At 76.9% G+C, this 21,839-nt stretch carries 20 protein-coding genes; 8 read left to right on the forward strand and 12 right to left on the reverse strand.

Annotated features, from left to right (window positions below; genetic code table 11):
* Nucleotides 1-151 precede the first annotated feature (151 nt).
* Nucleotides 152-595: a translation initiation factor gene (locus IPO09_03345; protein ID MBK9516388.1), complete on the forward strand. Its 444-nt coding sequence runs from the start codon at nt 152-154 to the stop codon at nt 593-595.
* A 50-nt stretch (nt 596-645) separates the two neighbouring features.
* On the opposite strand, the gene IPO09_03350 is transcribed toward IPO09_03345, so the two are convergent.
* Genes IPO09_03350 through dusB form a run of 4 tightly spaced genes read right to left on the reverse strand, consistent with a single transcriptional unit; the run spans nt 646 to nt 4,333 of the window.
* Nucleotides 646-2,139 carry a CHAD domain-containing protein gene (locus IPO09_03350; GenBank protein ID MBK9516389.1) on the reverse strand — a complete coding sequence of 498 codons (1,494 nt, stop codon included), beginning with the start codon at nt 2,137-2,139 and terminating at the stop codon, nt 646-648.
* 11 nt (nt 2,140-2,150) lie between these two features.
* Nucleotides 2,151-2,429, reverse strand: coding sequence for a phosphate starvation-inducible protein PsiF (locus tag IPO09_03355; GenBank protein MBK9516390.1), 279 nt, complete (start codon nt 2,427-2,429; stop codon nt 2,151-2,153).
* A 36-nt stretch (nt 2,430-2,465) separates the two neighbouring features.
* Nucleotides 2,466-3,281 carry a ZIP family metal transporter gene (locus IPO09_03360; GenBank protein ID MBK9516391.1) on the reverse strand — a complete coding sequence of 272 codons (816 nt, stop codon included), beginning with the start codon at nt 3,279-3,281 and terminating at the stop codon, nt 2,466-2,468.
* Nucleotides 3,278-4,333: a tRNA dihydrouridine synthase DusB gene (gene dusB, locus IPO09_03365; GenBank protein MBK9516392.1), complete on the reverse strand. Its 1,056-nt coding sequence runs from the start codon at nt 4,331-4,333 to the stop codon at nt 3,278-3,280. The genes IPO09_03360 and dusB overlap by 4 nt, the downstream gene beginning before the upstream one ends.
* Before the next feature lie 98 nt (nt 4,334-4,431).
* Between dusB and IPO09_03370 the strand changes: the two genes are divergently transcribed.
* On the forward strand, nt 4,432-6,072 hold the full coding sequence (locus IPO09_03370) for a LysM peptidoglycan-binding domain-containing protein (GenBank protein ID MBK9516393.1): 1,641 nt from the start codon (nt 4,432-4,434) through the stop codon (nt 6,070-6,072).
* A 36-nt stretch (nt 6,073-6,108) separates the two neighbouring features.
* On the opposite strand, the gene IPO09_03375 is transcribed toward IPO09_03370, so the two are convergent.
* The 3 genes from IPO09_03375 to IPO09_03385 are packed head-to-tail and all read right to left on the reverse strand — an operon-like array spanning nt 6,109 to nt 9,622.
* A complete protein-coding gene (locus IPO09_03375; protein MBK9516394.1) occupies nt 6,109-7,395 on the reverse strand; it encodes an FtsX-like permease family protein in 1,287 nt (428 codons plus the stop codon).
* Nucleotides 7,392-8,060 (reverse strand): ABC transporter ATP-binding protein, encoded by a 669-nt coding sequence (locus tag IPO09_03380; protein MBK9516395.1) that lies wholly within the window; start codon nt 8,058-8,060, stop codon nt 7,392-7,394. Before IPO09_03380 ends, IPO09_03375 begins: the two co-directional genes overlap by 4 nt.
* Nucleotides 8,057-9,622 carry a hypothetical protein gene (locus IPO09_03385; GenBank protein MBK9516396.1) on the reverse strand — a complete coding sequence of 522 codons (1,566 nt, stop codon included), beginning with the start codon at nt 9,620-9,622 and terminating at the stop codon, nt 8,057-8,059. Before IPO09_03385 ends, IPO09_03380 begins: the two co-directional genes overlap by 4 nt.
* A 31-nt stretch (nt 9,623-9,653) precedes the next feature.
* Between IPO09_03385 and trmB the strand changes: the two genes are divergently transcribed.
* Nucleotides 9,654-10,274 (forward strand): tRNA (guanosine(46)-N7)-methyltransferase TrmB, encoded by a 621-nt coding sequence (gene trmB / locus IPO09_03390; GenBank protein MBK9516397.1) that lies wholly within the window; start codon nt 9,654-9,656, stop codon nt 10,272-10,274.
* Here trmB and IPO09_03395 read toward each other — a convergent pair.
* Nucleotides 10,271-10,792 carry an ACT domain-containing protein gene (locus tag IPO09_03395; protein MBK9516398.1) on the reverse strand — a complete coding sequence of 174 codons (522 nt, stop codon included), beginning with the start codon at nt 10,790-10,792 and terminating at the stop codon, nt 10,271-10,273. The two genes, trmB and IPO09_03395, sit on opposite strands and share 4 nt — an antisense overlap.
* Nucleotides 10,789-11,217 (reverse strand): heme-binding domain-containing protein, encoded by a 429-nt coding sequence (locus tag IPO09_03400; GenBank protein ID MBK9516399.1) that lies wholly within the window; start codon nt 11,215-11,217, stop codon nt 10,789-10,791. Before IPO09_03400 ends, IPO09_03395 begins: the two co-directional genes overlap by 4 nt.
* Before the next feature lie 211 nt (nt 11,218-11,428).
* Between IPO09_03400 and alaS the strand changes: the two genes are divergently transcribed.
* From alaS to IPO09_03425, 5 genes are all read left to right on the forward strand, one after another.
* A complete protein-coding gene (gene alaS / locus IPO09_03405) occupies nt 11,429-14,107 on the forward strand; it encodes an alanine--tRNA ligase (GenBank protein MBK9516400.1) in 2,679 nt (892 codons plus the stop codon).
* A 278-nt stretch (nt 14,108-14,385) separates the two neighbouring features.
* Nucleotides 14,386-14,766 carry a hypothetical protein gene (locus tag IPO09_03410; protein MBK9516401.1) on the forward strand — a complete coding sequence of 127 codons (381 nt, stop codon included), beginning with the start codon at nt 14,386-14,388 and terminating at the stop codon, nt 14,764-14,766.
* A gap of 64 nt (nt 14,767-14,830) precedes the next feature.
* The gene (locus tag IPO09_03415) at nt 14,831-15,832 is read left to right on the forward strand and encodes an alpha/beta hydrolase (protein MBK9516402.1); all 1,002 of its coding nucleotides are present in this window, start codon (nt 14,831-14,833) and stop codon (nt 15,830-15,832) included.
* 13 nt (nt 15,833-15,845) lie between these two features.
* Nucleotides 15,846-17,351 carry a PAS domain S-box protein gene (locus IPO09_03420; GenBank protein ID MBK9516403.1) on the forward strand — a complete coding sequence of 502 codons (1,506 nt, stop codon included), beginning with the start codon at nt 15,846-15,848 and terminating at the stop codon, nt 17,349-17,351.
* A 191-nt stretch (nt 17,352-17,542) separates the two neighbouring features.
* Nucleotides 17,543-18,124, forward strand: a complete 582-nt coding sequence (locus tag IPO09_03425) for a hypothetical protein (protein MBK9516404.1) — start codon at nt 17,543-17,545, stop codon at nt 18,122-18,124.
* 89 nt (nt 18,125-18,213) lie between these two features.
* On the opposite strand, the gene ftsZ is transcribed toward IPO09_03425, so the two are convergent.
* From ftsZ to IPO09_03440, 3 genes are read right to left on the reverse strand one after another with little or no spacing between them, the layout of a single operon-like run.
* Entirely contained in the window at nt 18,214-19,446 is a 1,233-nt protein-coding gene (ftsZ, locus tag IPO09_03430; GenBank protein MBK9516405.1) for a cell division protein FtsZ, read from the reverse strand.
* A 15-nt stretch (nt 19,447-19,461) separates the two neighbouring features.
* Nucleotides 19,462-20,691: a cell division protein FtsA gene (ftsA, locus tag IPO09_03435; protein MBK9516406.1), complete on the reverse strand. Its 1,230-nt coding sequence runs from the start codon at nt 20,689-20,691 to the stop codon at nt 19,462-19,464.
* 55 nt (nt 20,692-20,746) lie between these two features.
* Nucleotides 20,747-21,598: an FtsQ-type POTRA domain-containing protein gene (locus IPO09_03440; protein ID MBK9516407.1), complete on the reverse strand. Its 852-nt coding sequence runs from the start codon at nt 21,596-21,598 to the stop codon at nt 20,747-20,749.
* Nucleotides 21,599-21,839 lie beyond the last annotated feature (241 nt).

Consider the following 21,839-nt stretch of genomic DNA (forward strand, 5'->3'; position numbering starts at 1 on the left):
CGATAGGCAGGTTCCGCGAGGGCGGGCCGGCGGGACCCGGCGGGGTGCGGCAGGGGACCGCGATCGCCATCACCTGGCGCCGCCGGCTCGCGGTGGCCCCTCCTCCGCGCCTCCCCGCGGCCCCCTCCCGCGTGCGAAGCTCCCGCCCGCCATGGCCAAGCGAGAGAAGGACGCGCCTCCGGCGCCCCCGCCCGGTCCCTTCAACGCGGCCTTCGCCGCGCTGGCCGGACGGCTGCCGGCGGCCGCGCCCGACCCGGCCCGCCCGCCCGCCGCTCCCGCCGGGTCCGCCCCCGGCGTCGCCGCGAACGCCGCCGCCCCCACCCGCGAGCCCCCGCCGGCGCCCCCGCCCAGGCCCGGACCGGCTCGCGCGGTGGTCCGCATGGAGCGGAGCGGGCGCGGCGGCAAGGTGGTCACGGTGGTGGAGAAGCTGGGCCTGCGTCCGCGCGACCTGGAGGCCTGGCTCTCCGACCTGAAGCGCTCGCTGGGCTGCGGCGGCGTCATCGAGGGCGACGCCCTGGTGCTGCAGGGCGACAACCGGGAGCGGATCGGCAGGCTGCTCGAGGCCCGCGGCGTCCGCAAGGTCACGGTGGCCTGAGAGGCCGCCAGGCGGTCACCTCCCGTGGCCGGCCCGGCCGAGGTGCCTCCTCAGGCGCCCTGCCGCCCGCCCCGCGGCGCCCGCCGCGCCAGCACCTCGTCGGCGTAGCCGCGCTCGTCGGTCACGTCGCGCACCACCAGCGGCTCGAGCCAGGCCGGCAGGAACGGCCCGCCCGCGCCGCCGGCCTCGCCCGCCTCGTCCCCGGCCACCGGCACGCCCACGGCCGGCGCCTGCCCGCCCGGCGCCTCGGCCACCGCCAGGACCAGCCGCCGGTCGAGGTACTCGTCGAGCCTCCAGCCGGGCAGGGCGATGGGCCGGTGGCAGCGCTTCACCACCCGGCGCCCCTCGGTGAGCGGCCAGAGCGCCTCGAGGTCGCCGCGCGACAGCGGCGCCAGGCCGCCACCCCCGGCCCGGTAGGCCCGCTCGCCGCCGGCGTCGCGCACCACCACCACCCGCCCGCGCCCGCCGCCCTCCGGCACCCAGCCCTGCTCGAGCTCCTCCACCGCCGCGCCGGCTGCCTCGGCGGGCAGCCCGGTCAGCAGCAGCCGCCGCTCGACCACCGGCTGGTCCTGCCAGCCTCGGCGCGCCTCGAGCGCGCCCACCACGACGTAGGCCAGGTCGAGCAGCGGCGTGGCCTGGGGCCCGAGGTGGTGCGCCTCCAGCAGCGCCCAGGCGTCCTCCACCCGCCTGGCCGCCAGCCGCCCGAGCGCCACCAGGCCGGGCCTGAGATCGGCGTCGCCGGCCCCGCGGCCGCGCCAGCGGGTCCGCTCGGCGGCCGCCTCCACCAGCGCCGCCTCCAGCGCGCGGTGCGCCACCAGGCCGTCGTGCCACTCGCCCAGCACCTCCTGCAGCCCCCGCAGCGCCTCCACCGCGGAGGTGGCGTCGGCGCCGGTGGCGCCGCGCAGCGGCTCCAGCAGGTAGCGCAGCCGCTTGGCCTCCAGCCGGGCCCGGTGCAGCGCCGCCTCGTCGTCGGCGCCGGCCACGCCCCGCAGGGCCTCGCGCAGCGCCGCCACCCGGGCCCGGAGCGGCGGGGCCAGCGCGGCGGCCAGCGTGGCGGGCGCGCCGGGCGGGGGCGCGGCGGCCTGGGGGGCGGCGCGGGCCAGGCGGCGGGACAGGCGGGGCAGGGCCTTCGAGAGCTTGGGCAGCGCGCGCGCCGCCACCGCGGCGGCGCCGCGCTGCTGCGCCCGCTCCACGCGGTCGGCCACCCAGTCGAGGGCCCCGCGGTAGGGGGCCTGCAGCCGCTCGCGGGCGCCGGCCAGCCAGGCGCCCAGCACCTCCGCGTCGCGGGCCTGGCCGGTGCGGCCGGCGGCCCGGCGCAGCCTGCGCCGCTGCTTCTCGGTGGCGGCGCCGCCCAGCAGCGGCTCGAGCGCGTCCAGGGTGGCGCGCAGGCGCCGCAGCGCCACCCGCAGGTCGTGCAGCGCCTCGCCCTGGCCGGGCACCAGCAGGCGGGCGGCCGCGGCCTCCACCTCGGCGGCGCGGGCCAGGGCCATCACCCGCGCGCCGGGGGCGGGCGGGCCATCGAGCAGCTCGTCGTCGAGGCGCATGGGGGACGAGGCTACTTCCTCAGGCACTCGCTCATGAAGGCCTTCCGCTCGGCGCCCTTCTTGCCGGCCGCCTGGGCGTTGCAGTCCTTCATGCGCTGCTGCTGCGGGGTGGCGCCGGGCGCGGCGGCCTCGCCCTTCAGGCAGCGCGACATGAACCGCTTCCGCTCCGGGCCCGTCTGGCCGGTCGCCTGCTCGTTGCAGGCCCGCATGCGGGCCTGCTGGGCGTTCTCGGCGGCGAGGGCCGGCCCGGCCAGGGCCAGGCAGAGGGCGGCGACGAGGAGGCGGGTCATGGGGGCTCCCGGAGGCGGTGGAGCCGCAGCATACCCTCAGTGCTCGTGGCGGATGAGCCGCAGGGCCCACATGAGGCCCAGGCCGGCCAGCAGGGCGCCGGTGAGCCGCCACTTGGAGCCGCCGCGGCGGTGCAGGTCCGGCAGGATGTCGGAGAGCGACAGGTGCAGGAAGGTGCCGCCGCTGAAGGCCAGGGCGTAGGCGGTGAAGCGCTCCATGGGCACCACGTTGCGCAGCCCCAGGTAGACGCCCGCCCCCACCGGCACCATCAGGGCGAAGAAGGCGTTCATCCAGAGCGCCTTGAGCCGGCCGTACCCCTCCGAGCGCAGGATGGCCGAGAGCGAGAAGGAGGAGGGGATCTTGTGGGCCAGGATGGCGATGAACACCAGGATGCCCAGCCCCTCCTCGTGGTTGGCGGCGCCCAGGGCGAAGCCGTCCACCATGGTGTGGATCGACATGCCCACCCAGGCGGCCAGCCCCAGGGTGTGCACCTCGCAGCCGGCCTCGTCGCCGTGCACGTGGCCGGGGTGGCCGTGGTCGTGCGGGCGGTCCACCGAGCGGTTCACCAGCGCCTGGTTCATGCCCGGCTCGGCGCAGATGTGGATGAGGACGAAGCGCTCCAGCAGGTAGAGGGTCAGGAAGCCGAGCAGCACCGCCGGCACGGTGGCCACCCCGCCCAGCTCCACCGCCTCCGGCAGCATGTGGAAGAAGGAGGCGCCCAGCATGACGCCGCCGGAGAAGGAGAGCAGCAGGTCGCTGCGCCGCATGGGCCCCACCAGCGGCAGGACGCCGCCGGCCACGGCGCCGCCCAGGATGGCGAAGGTGTAGAGGGCCAGGGACTGGAGCTCGGTCATGATTCCTCCCCCGCCTCCGCGGCGGGGTGGAAGGAGGGGTCGGTCTCGAAGGGCGCGTCGGGCGGGAAGTGCAGGTCGATGAGGGCCGCCACGTCGGCCGCGGTGAGGACGCGCCCGGCGTCGCGCCGGAAGGCCACCCCGCCGCGCCGGCCGCGGGTGTACCAGAGCAGGTGCTTGCGCAGCTCGCGCACCGCCACCCGCTCCACCTCGGCCAGCGGCAGCTGCGGCCGCTGCCGGGCGCGGTGCTCCACCTGCATGGCCACGTGGCGCAGCACCAGGTCGCGCCACTCCTGGCGGTCCGGCGGGGCCGGCGGCGGCAGGCCCTGCTCGGCGGCGGCCAGCTCGCGGAAGATCCACGGGTTGCCGCAGGCGCCGCGGGCCACCAGCACGGCGTCGCAGCCGGTCTCGGCGCGCATGCGCAGCGCGTCGGCGGCGGTCCAGACGTCGCCCGAGCCCAGCACGGTGATGCCCACCGCCGCCTTGACCGCGGCGATGAGGTCCCAGCGGGCCTGGCCAGCGTAGCCCTGGGCGCGGGTGCGGCCGTGCAGCGCCACCGCGGCGGCGCCGGCCTCCTCGGCGGCCCGGGCCACCTCCACGCAGTTGATGGCCCCGGCCTCCCAGCCGGCGCGGATCTTGATGGTGACCGCCACGCCGGGCACCGCCGCCACCACCGCCCGCACGGCCGCGGCCACCGCGGCGGGATCCCGGGCCAGCGCCGCGCCGGCCCCGGAGCCGCACACCTTCTTCACCGGGCAGGCCATGTTGAGGTCCACGATGCCGGCCCCGGCCTCCACCGCGCCCACCGCGCCGCGCGCCAGCACCTCCGGCTCGGCGGCGAAGATCTGCACCGCGAAGGGCACCTCGGCCGGGTCGCGGTCGAGGTAGCTCAGGGTCTGGGCGCCGCCGTGCAGCAGCCCGTGTGCGCTGACCATCTCGGTGTAGGCAAAGGACGCCCCCAGCTCGCGGCACAGCGCGCGGAACGGCCGATCCGACACGCCCGCCAGGGGCGCGAGGAAGTAGCGGCCTCGAAAGGTGTGGGTTCCGATGCGCAGCACGGGAGGGCTCGGCCGCGAGTACCTAGCACGGCGGACCGGGGCGGGCACGCCCATGATTTCCATCCGGTGCGCGGTTCCGGTACCTTCGAGGGTCGATGCGACTCATCCTCCTCGCCGCCCTCCTGCTGGCCGCCGCTGCGCGGGCCGAATCCCCCCTGGCCGCCGGCGCCGGCGGCGCCGCCCCGCCGCGCCCGGAGGTCCCGGCCGGCGAGGCCGGCGACGGGGACGAGGAGGCGGACGTCCCGGAGACCGGCCCTCAGGCGGTGGAGATCGACGACCAGTCGGCCGAGCTGGAGGCCATGCGCGCCGCCGAGCGCGCCGCCCACCTGGAGGAGGCCCCGTCGCTGGAGCAGCGCGCCGCCGAGGCGGCCGAGGGGCTGGGGCTGGGCTCGCCGCTGCGCGATCGGCTGGAGGGCGCGCTGGCCCGCCCGGTGCTGCCGCCGCCCAGCGAGGCCCGCGGGCGCATCCCGCTCATCCCCGAGCTGGACCACGACGAGGCCCAGCTGCGCGCCGAGTACGACATCCCCATCGACGTCAACGACGCGGTGGTGGGCTACATCCGCTTCTTCCAGTCGCGCACCGTGCGGCCGCACTTCGTCAAGTGGCTGGGCCGCTCGCACCGCTACCTGGAGCGCTACCGCCAGATCCTGCGCGAGGAGGGGCTGCCCGAGGACACGGTCTACCTGGCCATGATCGAGAGCGGCTTCGCCAACTTCGCCCAGAGCCGCGCCAAGGCGGTGGGCCCGTGGCAGTTCATGCCCGCCACCGGCAAGAGCTTCGGCCTGCGCCAGGACTTCTGGGTGGACGAGCGGCGCGACCCGGAGAAGAGCGCCCGCGCCGCGGCCCGCTACCTGAAGGAGCTGAAGGGGCAGACCGGCGACTGGCGGCTGGCATGGGCCGGCTACAACGCCGGCGCCGGCACCATCTTCAAGGCCCGCCGCAAGGGGTACCAGGACTTCTGGTCGATGGCCGAGACCAAGGGCAGGAAGATCCTGCGGGCCGAGACCAAGGGCTACGTGCCCAAGCTGATGGCCGCCGCCATCGTGGCCAAGCACCCCGAGGACTTCGGCTTCCTGCCGGAGGAGATCGAGGCCGAGCGCTGGCCCGACTACGTGGTGGTGGAGATCCCGGTGGCCGCGCCGCTGGCCACCCTGGCCCGCACCGCCGCGGTGCCGGAGCGCACCCTGGTGGAGCTGAACCCGGAGCTGCGGCGCGCCTGCACGCCGCCGCGCCCCTTCAAGCTGAAGCTGCCGGGCGAGGCCGCCGCGCGCTTCGCCGCCGCCTGGCCCGCGGTGGCCCCCACGCTCGAGAACACCTTCGACGGCCACGTGGTCCGGCGCGGCGAGACCCTGGGCGCCATCGCCGGCCGCTACGGGGTGCCGGTGCAGGGGATCCTGGAGCTGAACCCCGGGCTGCAGCCGAGGCGGCTGCGCCCCGGCGCCGAGCTGCTCATCCCGCTGGCCGAGGGCGGGCCCAAGGTGGCCTCGGCCGCGCCGCGGCCGGCGCCGGCGGCGGCGCGCGCCGAGGCGCCACGGCAGGCCGCCCGGGCCGGGGGCGCGGCGTCGGCGGGCGAGCGCTCCACCCGCCGGGTGCGCTCCGGCGACACCCTCTGGTCCATCGCCCGCGAGCACGGCGTGGAGCTCGGCGAGCTGTGCCGCCTGAACGGCATCTCCGACCCGCGCCGCCACACCCTGAAGGTGGGCGCGGTGCTCAAGGTGGCGGGCGACCGAGGCTAGCCGCGCGGGGCGGCCGGCGCGGCGGGAGCGCCTCCCTCAGGAGAGGGTGCGCGCCGGGTCCACCCGGGCCGCCGCCGCGGCCGGCGCCAGCGCGCCCAGGACGGCGGCCAGCGCGGCCACCGCCACGGCCGCGGCCAGCAGCCAGGGCGGGAACTGGAAGAAGGTCTCCGGCCGGTAGGGGAAGTCGGGCAGGAGCCGCCGCCAGGCCAGGTCGCCGAGCAGGCCGAGCAGCCGGCCGAGCGCCGCCCCGGCCACCCCGCCCGCGCCGCCCAGCAGCGCCGCCTCCAGCAGCACCACGCCGCGCACGTCGCCCGGGGTGGCCCCCAGCGCCTGCAGCAGCGCGATGTCGCGGGCGCGCGCCGCCACGCTGGCCGCCCGCGAGCGGGCGATGGCCAGCGCCGCCAGGCCGCTCATGAGGAGCGCCAGCGCGGCCAGCGCCCCGGTGGTGACCGCCACCACCGTGCCGACCCGCTCGGCCACCGAGCGCTCGGCGCTGTCCACCCCGAACCCCATGCGGCGCGCCGCCAGCGCGATGGCCGGGGCGTCGTCGGGGCGGGCCGCCAGCAGCGTCACCTGGCCGTACCCCGGATCCGAGCGGCGGTAGAGCAGGTGCAGGCGCTGCACGGTGTCCAGCGGCACCGCCATGGCGTAGAGCGGCACCCGGTCGGACAGCCCGGCCAGCTTCACCCGCGCCTCGAGGACCCGCGCCTCGCTGCGCGACGGCACGATGGAGAGGCCGATGCGCACCGGCAGCTCGAGCCCCACCGGGTCGAAGCCGGGCGGCAGGCCGGGCACGCCCCAGGTCGGCGCGATGGTCTTGTCGTAGATCTCCAGCAGCCGGCGCGACAGCACCACCGGGATGGGGCCGTCGCCGGCCGGATCGGCGAAGGCCACGCCGTGCCGGGTGTCGGCCGCCACCAGCCCCGGGTCCACGCCCACCACCGGCAGCTGCAGCGTCATGCCCGGCGCCCAGGCCGACTCCAGGCCGCGCGGCGGCTCGGGCGCGGCCACCGGCACCTGCAGGTTCTGGCGCGGCCAGACCGCCTGCACGCCCGGCAGCCTGGCCAGGCGGTCCAGCGCCGCCTCGTCCAGCTTGCCGCCGCCCAGCAGCCCGCCCAGCGACACCGGGCCGGGCACCACCTCCACCAGCCGGTCGTCGGCCGGGAACATGCGCCGGGCCGCGTCGCCCACCCCCAGGCCGAGGGCCACGAAGATCACCAGCGCGGCCGCCCCCACCGCCGCCGCCGCCGCGTCCACCAGGGCCGCGCCGGGGGCGCCGCGCAAGGTGGCCAGCGCCACCGCCCACAGGACCCGCAGCCTCACGCCAGCCTCCCGTCGCGCAGCGTCAGGACCCGGCCGGCGGCCTGCGAGACCCGCTCCTCGTGCGTCACCACCAGCACCGCCGCCCCCTCGCGCGCCAGCGCCGAGAAGAGGCCGATGACGGCCGCGCCGCTCTCGGCGTCCAGGTTGCCGGTGGGCTCGTCGGCCAGCAGCACCGCCGGCCGGATCAGCAGCGCCCGTGCGATGGCCACCCGCTGCCGCTCGCCGCCGGAGAGCTGCGCCGGCCGGGCGTGTCCCCGGCCGCCCAGGCCGACCCGCGTGAGCGCCAGCTCGGCCCGGGCGCGCAGGGCGGCCCGGGGCTCGGCCGCCCCGCGCGCCAGCAGGCCGGGCAGGAGCACGTTCTCCAGCGCCGACAGGCCGGCCACCAGGTTGAACGACTGGAAGACGAACCCCACCGAGCGGTTGCGGAAGCCGGCCAGGGCGGCGCGCGACAGGCCGCGCAGCCTCACCCCGGCCACGCACACCTCGCCGCCGAAGCCGGCGTCGAGCCCGCCGGCCACGTAGAGCAGGGTGGACTTGCCCGAGCCGGAGGCCCCCACCACCGCCACCAGCTCGCCGGCGGCCACCGTGAGGTCCACCCCGCGCAGCACCGGCACCTCGCGGGCGCCGTCGTGGAAGGAGCGGGTGACGCCGGCCAGGGAGATCACGGGGTCCTGGCCGGCTCGCCCAGCTCGACGTCCAGCGTGAGGCGCAGCGCGCCGGCGGGCAGGTCGACCCGCAGCGAGAGCGCGCCGGCGCTGGCGCCGGGCGAGGTGACCTTCTCCGCCAGCGAGCGGGTCACCACCGCGTCGGGGCCGCTGCCGTAGGCCTCGGGCGGCAGCGCCCGGATGGCCTTGACCAGGTTGGCGCCGTGCAGCACCGCGCCGCCAAGCCCGCCGGCCAGCGCGGCGGCGCCGGCCGGGCTGGGGGCCGCGAAGCCCGGCCCGCCGGCCACCCTGGCCAGCAGGGCGTCGAGCCCGCCGCCCGCGCCGGCGGTCACGGCCAGCGTCTCCCCGCGGAGCGCCCAGGCCACCTCGGCCTGGCCCACCCGCGCGGCCCACCGGCCGTCGCCCACCACGCCGTGGGCGCCCCGGGCCAGCCCGTCGAGGAGCGGCGCCAGGCGGGCCCCGGCCTTGATCCGCGCCACCACCTCGGCCCGCAGCACTCGCGCCGGGTCGAGCTGCCCGCGGCTGGCCAGCGCGGCCGCCAGCTCGGCCCGCGGCGAGAGCGAGAGCCCCACGTCCAGCGGCGGCCGCAGCGCCTCGATCACCCCCCGCACCTCCGCTGGCGGAGCCAGCCCGAGGGTCCGCTCGCCCAGCGCCAGCAGCGCCGCCGGGTCGGCCCAGAGCCGCAGCGCCAGCACCGTGTCCGGGTCCAGGGGCAGCGGCGCCGCCTGGACGGGGCCGCCGGCCAGCGGGGCCAGCAGCGACTCCTGCGCGCCGAGCAGGGCGGCCGCCGAGAGGCGCAGGCTGCGGGCGGCCGCCGAGAGGCCGGCCACCAGCCCCTCGCCGCCGGGCAGGCCCGCCGGCGCGGCGCCACCGGGGGGCAGGTAGAAGAGGATCGAGGGGCCCTCGCCGAGCGCCGCCCGCGCCCGCCGCCAGGTGGGGCCCTGCTCCAGCGAGAGGGCCGGGTCGAGCGCCAGCGCGGCGCGCAGGGCGTCCGGGCCGCCGGGGCCGGCCGCCACCAGGGCGGTGCGCTCGACGCGGGCCACCGAGAGCAGGGCCGCCTCGCCGGGGGCGCGCCGCCACACCTCGAGGGGCGTCCCGTTGGCGTTCTCGAGGCCGCGCGTCCCGGCGCCCAGCCGGTCCCTGGCCAGGCGCGCCACCAGGGCGTCGAAGGCGGCCGCGTCGCCCACCGGCAGCACCAGGAGCGGGGCGCCGGCGGCCTGGCCGTCCCGCGGCGCCAGCTCGGCCACCGCCAGGCCGCGCGCCGGGTCGAGCCCCGCGCCCGCCAGCGCGGCCGGGTCGAGCGGGTCGAAGCCCAGCTGCACCGAGAGGCCGGCGCGCAGCCCGCGCAGCTCCTCCCCGCCCGGCAGGTCGGACAGGGTGGCGTACAGCGCCGCGGCCTGTCGCGAGGCCTCGTCGAGCCGGGGCACCAGGAGCGCGCCGGTGGCGCTGGCCGGCACCCACCGCTCCGGGGGCGGGCTGGAGGCCGGGGCGCCGCAGCGGCTGCAGCCGGGCCCCAGCAGGAGGAGCAGCAGGATCGAGGCGGCGGCGAGCGGGCGGCGCACGGGCCGTTTCTATCATGGTAGATGGGCGCCGATGATCTCCTCCGGCCCCGACGAGGCCCCCCTGGCCCTCGACCGCTTCCCCGACTGGCGGGCCCGCTTCGGCGCGGCCGCCGCCCACCTCGAGCTGGAGATCGGCTGCGGGCACGGCGGCTACGCGCTGGCCTTCGCCCGGCTGCGGCCGGACCGCGCCCTGGTGGGGGTCGAGCAGCGCAAGCTCTTCGCCCGCGCCCTGGCCGACAAGGCGGCGGCCCGCGGCCACCAGCACCTGCTGATCCTGCAGGGCGACGCCCGCATCCTGGCGCCGCGCCTCTTCCCGGCCGGGTCCCTGGCCGCGGTGCACGTCCACTTCCCCGACCCCTGGTGGAAGCGGCGCCACGTGCGGCGCCGGCTGGTGGACGACCGGATGTCCACCCTGCTGCTCGGCCTGCTGCGGCCGGGCGGCCTGCTCGACTTCCGCACCGACGTGGAGCGCTACGCCAGGGACGCGGTGGTGCGGCTCGAGGAGGTGGGCTTCCGGAACGAGGCCGGGCCAGGGGAGTTCTGCGAGGCGCCGGCCGACGAGATCCCGTCCACCCGCGAGAAGCGCTACCTGGAGACCGGGCAGCGGGTCTGGCGGCTCCGGCTGCGGCGGCCCGGGCCGCCGCCCGCCTAGTCCGGCTCGCCCAGCGTCACCTGCACCATCAGGTCGCCGGCCAGGCGCTCCAGGCGCTGGCGCAGCTCGTGGGCGTCCACCGAGGGCGGCACGTGCACCCAGGCCCGCGAGCGGAAGATCGACTCGCCGGACATGGGCGCGGTGGTCTGGTCGGTGGTGAGCTCCTCGATGTTGACGCCGCGCTCGGCCAGCACCTGGGCGATCTCGCGGACCAGGCCGGGCCGGTCGAGCCCCTCGAGCTCCACCACCATGTAGCGCTGGGCGTGCGGCGGCGGCAGCCCGTCGGAGCGCTCCACCACCACCGTGAGCCCCTCGGTCTGGAGCGCGGCCAGCGCCGCGGTGAGCGAGGCGGCCTGGTCGTCGGCCACCTCCAGCCGGAGGATGCCGGCGAACTTGCCGGCCAGGTGGGCCATGCGGCTCTCCAGCCAGTTGCCGCCGTGGGCGGCGATGGGGGCGGCCACCGCCTCCACCAGGCCGGGGCGGTCCGTGCCGACCAGCGTCAGGACCAGCGAGATCATGGCTGCCCCCCGGCCAGGCCGCGGCCCCAGGCCGCCAGCACCGCGCGGTCGGCGTCGCTCAGGCGCGCCCCGGGGTGGGCCACCACGTAGAACCAGGGGGGCATCTCCTTCTCCTCGATCTCCTTGGGCAGCTTCTTGGCGATCCGCCGCAGGTCCATCTGGGTCCAGCGGGAGAAGTTGAGCTCCTCGCGCCCCTCGGAGACGTCGTGCGACACCAGCCAGGAGACCGGGGCCAGGTAGGCCTGCGGCGGCCAGACGGTCTCGTGCGAGTGGCAGTCGAAGCAGGCGCGCTTGAGGATGCTGGCCACCTCGGCCGGGGCCGTCACCGGGGCCTCCACCGGCGGGTTGGTCCGCTCCACCGGCACCACCTGGATGGCCAGCAGCAGGCCAGCGGCAGCCAGGAGCAGCTTTCGGGTCGTCGTCATGGCGAGAGGAAAGCACGGGAGGCCCGCCCCGTCACCTCCCTGGTGTCGAGGCCGCCTGCCGCTGCCCGGCGGCCCGGCGGCCCCCTCCCGGGTGGGCGGCCGGGGTGGCCGGTGCGCCCTGGGCGGCCGGCCGGCCGGCGTGGCAATCCGCGCCGGCCTCTGTTATCTCAACGGGTTCCCGGCGCCCCCCTGGCGCCGGCCCCGACCCCACATGAAGACCCTCTCCGCCGCCCAGATCCGCGACGCCTTCCTCCGCTTCTTCGAGGAGCGCGGCCACCGCCGCGTGGCCTCCTCGGCGCTCGTGCCCCAGAACGACCCCACGCTGCTCTTCACCAACGCCGGGATGGTCCAGTTCAAGGACGTCTTCACCGGCCGCGAGAAGCGCGACTACACCCGCGCCACCACCTCGCAGAAGTGCGTGCGCGCCGGCGGCAAGCACAACGACCTCGAGAACGTGGGGTTCACCGCCCGGCACCACACCTTCTTCGAGATGCTGGGGAACTTCTCCTTCGGCGACTACTTCAAGAAGGACGCGGTGGCCTGGGGCTGGGAGTTCTGCACCAGCCCGCAGTGGCTCGGCCTCGACACCACCCGGCTGGCCGCCACCGTCTTCCAGGGCGAGGGCAGCCTGCCCTGGGACCAGGAGGCCTACGACCTGTGGAGGGCCCAGGGCGTCCCGGCCGACCGGATCTACAAGCTGGGGGCCAAGGACAACTTCTGGGCCATGGGCGACACCGGCCCGTGCGGGCCCTGCTCCGAGCTGCACTACTTCCAGGGCCACGACATCGCCTGCGCCGAGGAGAAGGCCGGCCGGCCCTGCCTGGGCGTGGCCTGCGACTGCGATCGCTGGCTGGAGATCTGGAACCTGGTCTTCATGCAGTTCGAGCGGAGCGCCGACGGCACGCTGACGCCGCTGCCCAAGCCCTCCATCGACACCGGCGCCGGCCTCGAGCGCATGGCCTCGGTGGTGCAGGGCCGGCGCTCCAACTACGACACCGACCTCTTCCAGAGCATCATCGGCGCCGTCCAGGCCCTGGCCGGCAAGACCTACGGCGCCACCGAGGCCGACGACGACGTCTCCATGCGGGTCATCGCCGACCACGCCCGCGCCACCACCTTCCTGGTGGGCGACGGCGTGCTGCCCTCCAACGAGGGGCGCGGCTACGTGCTGCGCCGCATCATGCGGCGCGCCATCCGGCACGGGAAGCGGCTCGGGCTGGAGCGCCCGTTCCTGGCCGACGTCTGCGGCGCGGTGCTGGCCGAGATGGGCCAGGCCTACCCGGAGACCGCCGGCAACGAGCCCTTCATCCGCAAGGTGGCCCAGCAGGAGGAGGAGAGCTTCCGCCGCACCCTCGACAAGGGGCTGCTGATCCTGGAGGAGGAGATGGCGCGCCTCGGCCGGGCCGGCGGGCGCGTGGTGGACGGCGCGGTGGCCTTCCAGCTCTACGACACCTACGGCTTCCCCATGGACCTGACCCGCGTCATCCTGGCCGAGCGCGGCCTCTCGGTGGACGAGGCGGGCTTCGAGGCCAGCATGGCGGCGCAGCGGGCCCGCTCCGAGTGGAAGGGCTCCGGCGAGACCGCGGTGGGCGACCTGCACAAGGCCATCGCCGCCGAGCTGGGCGAGACCCGCTTCCTGGGCTACGACACCGAGGCGGCCCACAGCGAGGTGATGGCCCTGGTGGTCAACGGGGCGCGCGCCACCGCGGCCAGGGCCGGGGACCAGGTGGAGGTGATCACCGCGGTGACCCCCTTCTACGGCGAGTCGGGCGGCCAGGTGGGCGACACCGGCGCGCTGGCCGGCCCGCGCGGCCGCCTCACGGTGCGCGACGCGCGGCGGCCGGTGCCGGGCCTGGTGACGCACCTGGGCCGGCTCGACGAGGGCGAGCTGCACGTGGGCGACCGCGTCGAGCTGACCGTGGACTCGGCCCGCCGCGACCTGGTGCGCGCCAACCACTCCGCCACCCACCTGCTGCAGCTGGCGCTGCGCGAGACCCTGGGCGACCACGTCAAGCAGGCCGGCTCGGTGGTGGCGCCCGACCACCTGCGCTTCGACTTCTCGCACTTCCAGCCGCTCAGCCTGGCCGAGCAGCACGCCGTGGAGGGCAGGGTCAACGCGCTGGTGCGCCAGAACGCGGCCACCGTGACGCAGGAGCTGGCGCTGGAGGACGCGCGCAGGTCGGGCGCCATGATGATCTTCGGCGAGAAGTACGGCGAGACGGTGCGGGTGCTGACCCTGGGCCCGTCGAAGGAGCTGTGCGGCGGCACCCACGTGCGCCGCACCGGCGACATCGCCTTCTTCAAGATCGCCAGCGAGGAGTCGATCGCCGCCGGGGTGCGCCGCATCGTGGCCCACACCGGGCCCAGGGCGGTGGAGCTGGCGCAGCGCACCGAGGAGGAGCTGCGGCGCGCCGCCGGCCTGCTCAAGGCCGGCGCCTTCGACGTGGCCAGCAAGATCGAGGCGGCCCAGCGGCGCCTGAAGGAGCTGGAGCGGGCGCTGGAGGAGGCCGGCGGCAAGCTGGCCGCGGCGCAGTCCGGCGACCTGGCCACGCAGGCCACCCGGGTGGGCGCCGCCGCGGTGCTGGCGGTGCAGGTGCCGGGCGACGCCAGGGCGCTGCGCGAGCTGGCCGACAAGCTGCGCGACCGGCTGGGCAGCGGCGTGGTGGCGCTGGGCGCGGTGGCCGACGGCAAGGCGGTGCTGCTGGTCTCGGTGAGCAAGGACCTGACCGGGCGGCTCAAGGCCGGCGACCTGGTGCGCGAGGCCGCGGCGCTGGTGGGCGGCAAGGGCGGCGGCAAGCCGGACCTGGCGCAGGCCGGCGGCCCGGATCCGTCCGGGCTCGGCGCGGCGCTCGAGAAGGTCAAGGCGCTGGCCCTGGCCGCGCTCGCCTAGCGGCGCTCCAGGAGGCCGCGGCGGCGGACCGCCCGTCGCCACCGCGGCCCCCTCTCCCCTCCGGGGAGAGGGCCGGGGCGAGGGGGCCGCCCGTCACCACCTCTCTCCCTCTCCCCTCCGGGGAGAGGGCCGGGGTGAGGGGGGCCGCTCGACGCGCCGTCCGTGGCGCGGGCGTCGGGCCGGCGCGCCGCCTCCGCTGCGACGGAGGCGGCTCCGCCCATCGCCGTCGCCGCGCGGTTGACCGCCCTCGCCGAGCGTGGCTAGGCTCGCCGACGTCGATGCCGCAGACCCGCCCCGCCCCCCGCAGTGCCGTGCGCGACGCGCACGTGGTGGACCTGACGGCGGCGCGCGAGGCCCGCAAGCTCCGCGAGTTCCAGGGGCGCTGCCGCGCGGTGGACGACCTCAACCGCAAGGCGCTGTCGCGCCTCTTCCAGACCGGCCTGGTCTACACGCGGCAGGGGGCCCGCCTCGGGCGCGACCTCCTGCTGGCCCACCAGCACCTGCTGCGCGTCACCGATCTCCTGGTGCGGGTGGGCGAGCTGGCCGGCCCGGCGGCCGCCGGCGACGCCGAGCCGCTCTACGACGAGGCGCGCGACCTCCTGGCCAAGACCACCCGGCTCACCAGCCGCACCGGCCTGGTCTTCGCGCGCGGCCGCTGAGGGTGTCCGTCGTCGGCGCGCCCGCCGCGCCACCGGACCCGCCCCCGTGCCATCATGCCGCCCCATGAAGGCCCGCCTCCTCGAGCTCGAGCTCGACGCCCCCTCGCTGGCCGGCAACCCGCTCGGCGACCCGGCCCGCCGCCCGCTCTACGCCCTGCTGCCGCCCGGGCGCGACGACGGCGCCGGCCTGCCGGCCGTCTACTTCCTGCACGGCTTCACCGGCAGCGCGCGCGGCTGGCTCAACGTCTCGGCCTGGAGCCCCACCGTGCCGGAGCGCATCGAGGCGCTGTGGGCCGCCGGCCTGCCCCACTTCGTGGCGGTCTTCCTGGACGGCTTCACCGGCCTGGGCGGCACGCAGTGGACCAACTCCCCCTCGGTGGGGCGCTACCAGGACTACCTGGCCGACGACGCCACCCGCTTCGTGGAGGCGCGGCTCGGCACGCTGGCCCACCGCGAGGCGCGCGCCGTGGTGGGCAAGAGCTCGGGGGGCTACGGGGCGCTCCGGCTGGGCCGCGACCGGCCCGAGGTCTTCGGCCACCTGGCCTGCCACGCCGGCGACGCCGGCTTCGAGTGGTGCTACGGCCCCGACCTGCCCCGGGCCGCGGCCGGCCTGGCCGGCGCCACCGACGCCGCCGCCTGGCTGCGTGGCGCCATCGCGCGGGCCCGCCAGAGCAAGCTGGCCGGGGCCGACCACCCGGTCCTGAACGTGCTGGCCATGGCCGCTCACTACTCGCCCGACCCCGCCGAGCCACTGGGCGCGGCGCTGCCCTTCGCCCTGCCGGAGGGGCGCCTGCGCCCCGAGGTGTGGGAGCGCTGGCTGGTGGTGGACCCGGTGCGCTACGTGCCGCGGGCGCTGGCGGCCTACCGCGGGCTCGGCTCGCTCTTCCTCGACTGCGGGCGGCGCGACGAGTTCAACCTGCACTGGGGCGCCCGGCAGGTGGCGGCGGCGCTGCGGCAGGGCGGCGTGGAGCACGTGCACGAGGAGTTCGACGACGGCCACATGGGGATCAACTACCGCTACGACGCGTCGCTGCGCTACCTGGCGCCGCGCCTGCGCCAGGGCTAGGCTGCGCCTCCGCATGGCTGCCCTGTCCGGCGACGCGCTGCTCACGCTCCTCACCTCGTCGGCCCGGGAGGTGCTGGTGGTGCTGGGTCCCGCCGACGAGGTGCGCTGGATCTCCCCCTCGGTGGAGCGGCTGCTGGGCTGGCGCCCCGAGGCGCTGGCGGGCCGGCCCCTGGCCGGGCTGGCCCAGGAGGCCGACCGCGCGGCGGTGGCGGCCCACCTGGCCGCGGCGCGCGGCGGCCAGGCCGACACCCTGCAGTTCCGCCTGGCCTGCGCCGAGGGCGGGCACCGCTGGGTGGAGTGCGCCGCCACCCCGGCCCAGGGCGAGGCGGCGGCCGGCGGCGCGGTCTGCGTGCTGCGCGACGACGAGGCGCACCGGGCCGCCCGCGCCTCCGCCGACGACGCCCTGCGGGAGAAGGAGACCTACCTGCGGGCGGTCTTCGACAACGCGCTCGACCCCATGGTGATCCTGGACGGCGCGGCGGTCATCGTGGACGCCAACCCGGCGGCGGTGCGGCTGGTGGGGAGCGGGCCGGCGCCGGGCCGGGGCGGCCGGGCGCTGCTCGGCACGGTCCTCAAGTCCCTGGTGACGCCGGGCCGGGTGGGCGAGCTCACCGGCACCTGGCGCCGCTTCCTGGCGGAGCGGCAGGTCACCGGCCGCACCGAGCTCGCCAGCGCCGCCGGGCCGCGCACCGTGGAGTTCGCGCTGGTGGCGGACGTCCTGCCCGGGCTGCACCTCGGGGTGGTGCGCGACGTCACCGACCTCCTCACCATGCAGGCCCGCCTGGCCGGCGCCGACCGGCTGGCGTCGGTGGGCACGGTGGCGGCCGGCGTGGCCCACGAGCTGAAGAACCCGCTGGCCTACGTGGGCGCCAACCTGGAGTACCTGGAGGCGGGCCTGGCCGGGCTGGCGGCCCGCCACCCGGAGGAGGCCCGCGCCCTGGCGCCCATGGGCGACGCGCTGCGCGAGGCCCTGGTGGGCGCGCAGCGCATGCAGGTCATCGTGCGCGACCTCAAGACCTTCTCGCGGGACGACGACGCCCCCGACGCGGTGGCCGACGTGCACCGGGTGCTGGAGTCCTGCGTCAACATGTCGGCCGGCGAGCTGAAGAAGCGGGCCCTGCTGAGGAAGTCGCTGGCGCCGGTGCCGCTGGTGCGCCTCTCCGAGGCCAGGCTGGGCCAGGTGCTGCTCAACCTGCTGGTCAACGCCGCGCAGGCCATCCCGGAGGGCGACCCCCGGGGCCACGAGGTGGCGCTCAGCACCCGGGTGCTGCCGGACGGGCGCGTCGAGGTGGAGGTGCGGGACAGCGGCCCCGGCATCCCGGCCACCGTCCTGCCGCGCATCTTCGAGCCCTTCTACACGACCAAGCGGGCCGGGGAGGGGACCGGCCTGGGCCTCTCCATCTGCCGCTCCATCCTCGAGGGGGCCGGCGGCTCCATCGAGGTGGAGAGCACGCCGGGCCAGGGGGCGCGCTTCCGGGTGGCGCTGCCGGCGGTGGGGCGCGAGGCGCCGGCGCCCTGAGCGCCGGTCCGGCGCGGCCGCGGCGCCGGGCCGGCCCGGACGCGGCGCGCGGGTGGCGCGGACGCAGCGCCGCGGTCCCACCGCGCCGCACCCAGGGGCACGGCCCCGAGGTCCCGGCCTCTCGGGGAGGCCCGCTCGCGGAGGCGGAGTCCGGTGTACCCTCCGGCCTCCACCGCACCCGAGGGACCACCATGAGAACCCGCCTCCTCACCACGCTGCTGGCCGCCCTGCTCCTCTGCGCCGCCGCCTCCGCCCGCGCCGACGGCGACGGCCCGGGGCGCGGCCGCGGCGAGCTGACCGGCTGGCTGGTCTTCGGCGCCGGCTACGACTACGACCACGGCCACGAGAGCGGCTTCGGCTTCGGCGGCCGCTACCGCCTGCCGCTCCTGCCGCAGGGGCTGCTGCAGGGCGGCCAGGGCCAGGTGCGCGACTCGCTGGACCTGGAGTTCGGCGGCGACCTGGTGAACTACCACTACCGCTACCGCACCGCCCCCTACGACTACGGCTACAGCTGGTGGGCGCTGCGGCCGCGCGCCGGCGTGATGTGGAACTTCTGGCTCTCGCGGGAGCTGGCGCTCTACCCCAAGCTCGACCTGGGCTACGAGTTCGGCTGGTTCGACGGCTGGAACGACGCGGCCGGCAGCCACCCGGCCTACGCCGGCCTCTTCCTGGAGCCCTCGCTCGGGCTCATCTGGCGCTTCCGGCCGGCCACCTCGCTCCGGGTGGAGCTGGGCAGCGAGGGGATGAAGCTGGGCCTGGGCATGGCCTTCTAGCCCGGGCCCCGACGCCCGCACCAGCCGCCGCGGCCGCCCCTGGAGCTCCAGGGCGCGGCCGCGGGTGCGTCACGGTGGGCGCCGCCGGGTCAGTCGTCCCGGCGCGGCGCGCCGCCCCGGCGCAGGAAGGCCGGGATGTCGTACTGGTCCTCCTGGTCGGCGCGGAAGGCGCCAGCCGGGGCGCGGGGCGCGGCGGCGCGGGCGCCCACCGTGGCCGGGGCCGCGGCCGGCGCCGGGGGGGCTGCCGGGCGCACCACCCGGATGGCCTCGGCCGGGGCCGGGGCGGGGGGCGGGGCGGCGCGCGGGGTCACCTGCACCGGGACCTGCACCTGCAGCGGGCGAGAGGCCGCGGCGCGGCGCTCGGCGTCGCGCGGGGCGAAGCCGGTGGCGATCACGGTGATCTTCACCTCGTCGCCCAGCCGCTCGTCGATGACCGAGCCGAAGATGATGTTGGCCTCCGGGTCGGCCGCGGCGTGGGCCATCGAGACCGCCTCGTCCACCTCGTGCAGGGTCAGCCCCGGGCCGCCGGTGATGTTCACCAGCAGGCCGGTGGCCCCGTCGAGGGTGACGTCCTCCAGCAGCGGGGAGGAGATGGCGGCCTGCATGGCCTCCACGGCGCGGCGCGGGCCGGCGGCCCGGCCCGAGCCCATCAGCGCCAGCCCCTGCTCCGCCATGATGGTGCGCACGTCGGCGAAGTCCACGTTGACGATGCCGTGCACCGTGATCAGGTCGGAGATGCCCTGCACCGCGTTGAGCAGCACCTCGTCGGCCCGCTTGAAGGCGTCGGCCAGCGACATGTTCTCGCCGGCCACCGAGAGCAGGCGCTGGTTGGGGATGACGATGAGGGTGTCCACCGCCGCCTTGAGCTCCGCCAGGCCGGCCTCGGCGTGCTTGCGCCGCCGGTTGCCCTCGAAGAGGAAGGGCTTGGTGACCACGCCCACCGTGAGCGCCCCGGTGGACTTGGCGATGTCGGCCACCACCGGCGCGCCGCCGGTGCCGGTGCCGCCGCCCATGCCGGCGGTGACGAAGACCATGTCGGCCCCGGCCAGCGCCGCCTCGATCTGCTCGCGGTTCTCCAGCGCCGCCTGGCGCCCCACCTCCGGGTTGGCCCCGGCGCCCAGCCCCTTGGAGGCCGAGCGGCCCAGCTGCAGCTTCACGCCGGCCTTGTTGGCGGCCAGCGCCTGCACGTCGGTGTTGGCCGCGATGAACTCCACGCCCTCGAGGCGTCCGGCCACCATGGTGTTGATGGCGTTGCCGCCGCCGCCGCCCACCCCGATGACCTTGATGCGCGCGCCGTCGGCCCTGTCGTCGAACTCGATCATGTCGGTCTCCCGGGGCTAGAAGATCTCGCCCAGCCACTCCTTCATGCGGTTCTTGACCTTGCGGTAGACGTTCTCCTCGCGGATCCGGAAGTGCGGGCTGCCGCGCTGCTGGTGCATGCCGTAGATCACCAGCCCCACCGCGGTGGCGTACATGGGGCTGCGCACCACGTCCACCAGGCCGCCGACATGGCGCGGCATGCCCTGGCGCACCGGCACCCCCAGCACCTCCTCGGCCATCTGCGCCATGCCGGGCAGCAGCACCGAGCCGCCGGTGATGACCACCCCGGAGGCCAGCAGCTCCTCCATGCCGCACTTCTGGATCTCGTGCTGCACCAGCATGAAGATCTCCTCCACGCGGGGCTCGATGATCTCGGCCAGGATGTGGCGCGACAGCACCCGCGGGGCGCCCCCGCCCACGCTGGGCACCTCGATGGTCTCGCTCTTGTCGACCAGCTGGGCCATGGCGCAGCCGTACTGCTTCTTGATGCGCTCGGCCTCGTGGGTGGGCGTGCGCAGCCCCACCGCCACGTCGTTGGTCAGGTGGTTGCCGCCCAGCGAGATGACCGAGGTGTGGTGGATGGAGCCGTTGTGGAAGATGGCGATGTCGGTGGTGCCGCCGCCGATGTCCACCAGGCACACCCCCAGCTCCTTCTCGTCCTCCGAGAGGGTGGCCAGCGAGGAGGCCAGCGGCTGCAGCACGATGTCCGAGACGTTGAGGCCGGTGCGCTGGGCGCACTTGACGATGTTCTGGGCCGAGGAGACCGCGCCGGTGACGATCAGGGCCTTGGCCTCGAGCCGCACCCCGCTCATGCCGACCGGGTCCTTGACCCCGTCCTGGTCGTCCACCACGAACTCCTGCGGCAGCACGTGGATGACCTCGCGGTCCAGCGGGATGGCCACCGCCTTGGCCTGCTCGATGACCCGCTCCACGTCCTGCTGGCGCACCTCGCGGTCCTTCACCGCCACCACCCCGTGGCTGGGGAAGGCCTTGATGTGGCCGCCGGCGATGCCGGTGTAGACGGTGGTGATCTCGCACCCCGCCATGTGCTCGGCCTCCTCGATGGCCCGCTTGATGGAGGCGACGGTGGCGTCGATGTTGACCACCACCCCCTTGCGCAGCCCCTTGGACGGGTGCGTGCCGATGCCGATGATGTCGATGCCCTCGTCGGAGACCTCGCCGACGATGGCGCAGATCTTGGTCGTGCCGATGTCGAGCCCGACGAGGATCTCCCCGTTCTTCGCCATGTGAACCACCTTTTCCGGGCGAGCGGCGCGACGCGCCCACGCCCCACCGATCCTGTCAGGGCCCTCTCGGACCCCGAACGTCCACGACCTCGCCCCCCCCCGCCGGCCGCACGGCCACCCAGTCCGGGTGCCGCCGGTTGTCGAGGTGGAGCACCTCCGCCCTCCGCCCGTCCGCCTCGAGCGCGGAGAGCACGCGCCCGAGCCGCTCCAGCTTGGCGGGCAGGTCTCCCTGCCCGAGCCGGATCTCCATCCCATCGTCGCCGGTGGTCACCCGCACCCCCAGGTCGGGGTCCAGGTGGACCTCCGAGACCGGGGCGCGCCGGTCCAGCCCGGCCTCGCGCCAGCGGTCCAGCAGCTCCAGGGCCGCCTCGACGCGCCGCTCCGTCTCCTCGCGCCGCTCCACGTGGTCCTGCCTGAGGAGGCCGGTCACCACCGGCAGGTCGAGGCCGTCGCCGGGGGCGGCGCGCTTGAAGGCCCGGCCGCGCCGGTCCACCAGGTACAGGCCCGACAGGTCCACCAGCGCGGCGGCGCGCCGCTCGGTCACCGCCACCTCCAGCGCCGGGGGCGCCAGGCGGCGGGTGATCTCCACCGAGGCCACCCAGGGGTTGCGCTGCAGCGCCAGCGCCAGGCCGTCCAGGTCGGAGAGGAGCAGGTGGTCGCCCGGCTGCACCGGCGAGAGCTCCAGGAGCTCGGCCGGGCGCACCTGGGACAGGCCGGTGAAGCGCAGCTCGCGGAGGCGCAGCAGGTCGCCCTGCACGCCGTACCGGAAGGTGGCGAAGCCGGCGCCGCCCAGCAGCCCGAGCGCCAGCGCCGACGGCAGGACCAGGGTGGCGGCCCGGCCGAGCCGCCGCCGCACCTCCGCTGGATCCACCGCGTCCGCCGTCCGCCGGTTCCGACCCCACGCCACCCGCCACCCCGATCCCCGACGGCCGCCCGCTGCCCGGCCGCTTTCGGGCGCTATCGCCCGACGCTCCTCTTGGCCCGGGAACGGGCCCAGGGCAAGTTTTCGGCCGGGCCAGGGCGGGGGGCTGGACGGCGCGCCGACACCCGGCGGACGCCGGCCCCGCGGCAGGGGACCGCGGCGCCCTTTCTTGACGCCGCGCGCGGGCTGGGCGAAGGCTAGCGATATCGTCCCTCGAGTCGCCGCG

This window comes from Anaeromyxobacter sp. (genome assembly GCA_016718565.1).
Lineage (GTDB): Bacteria > Myxococcota > Myxococcia > Myxococcales > Anaeromyxobacteraceae > JADKCZ01.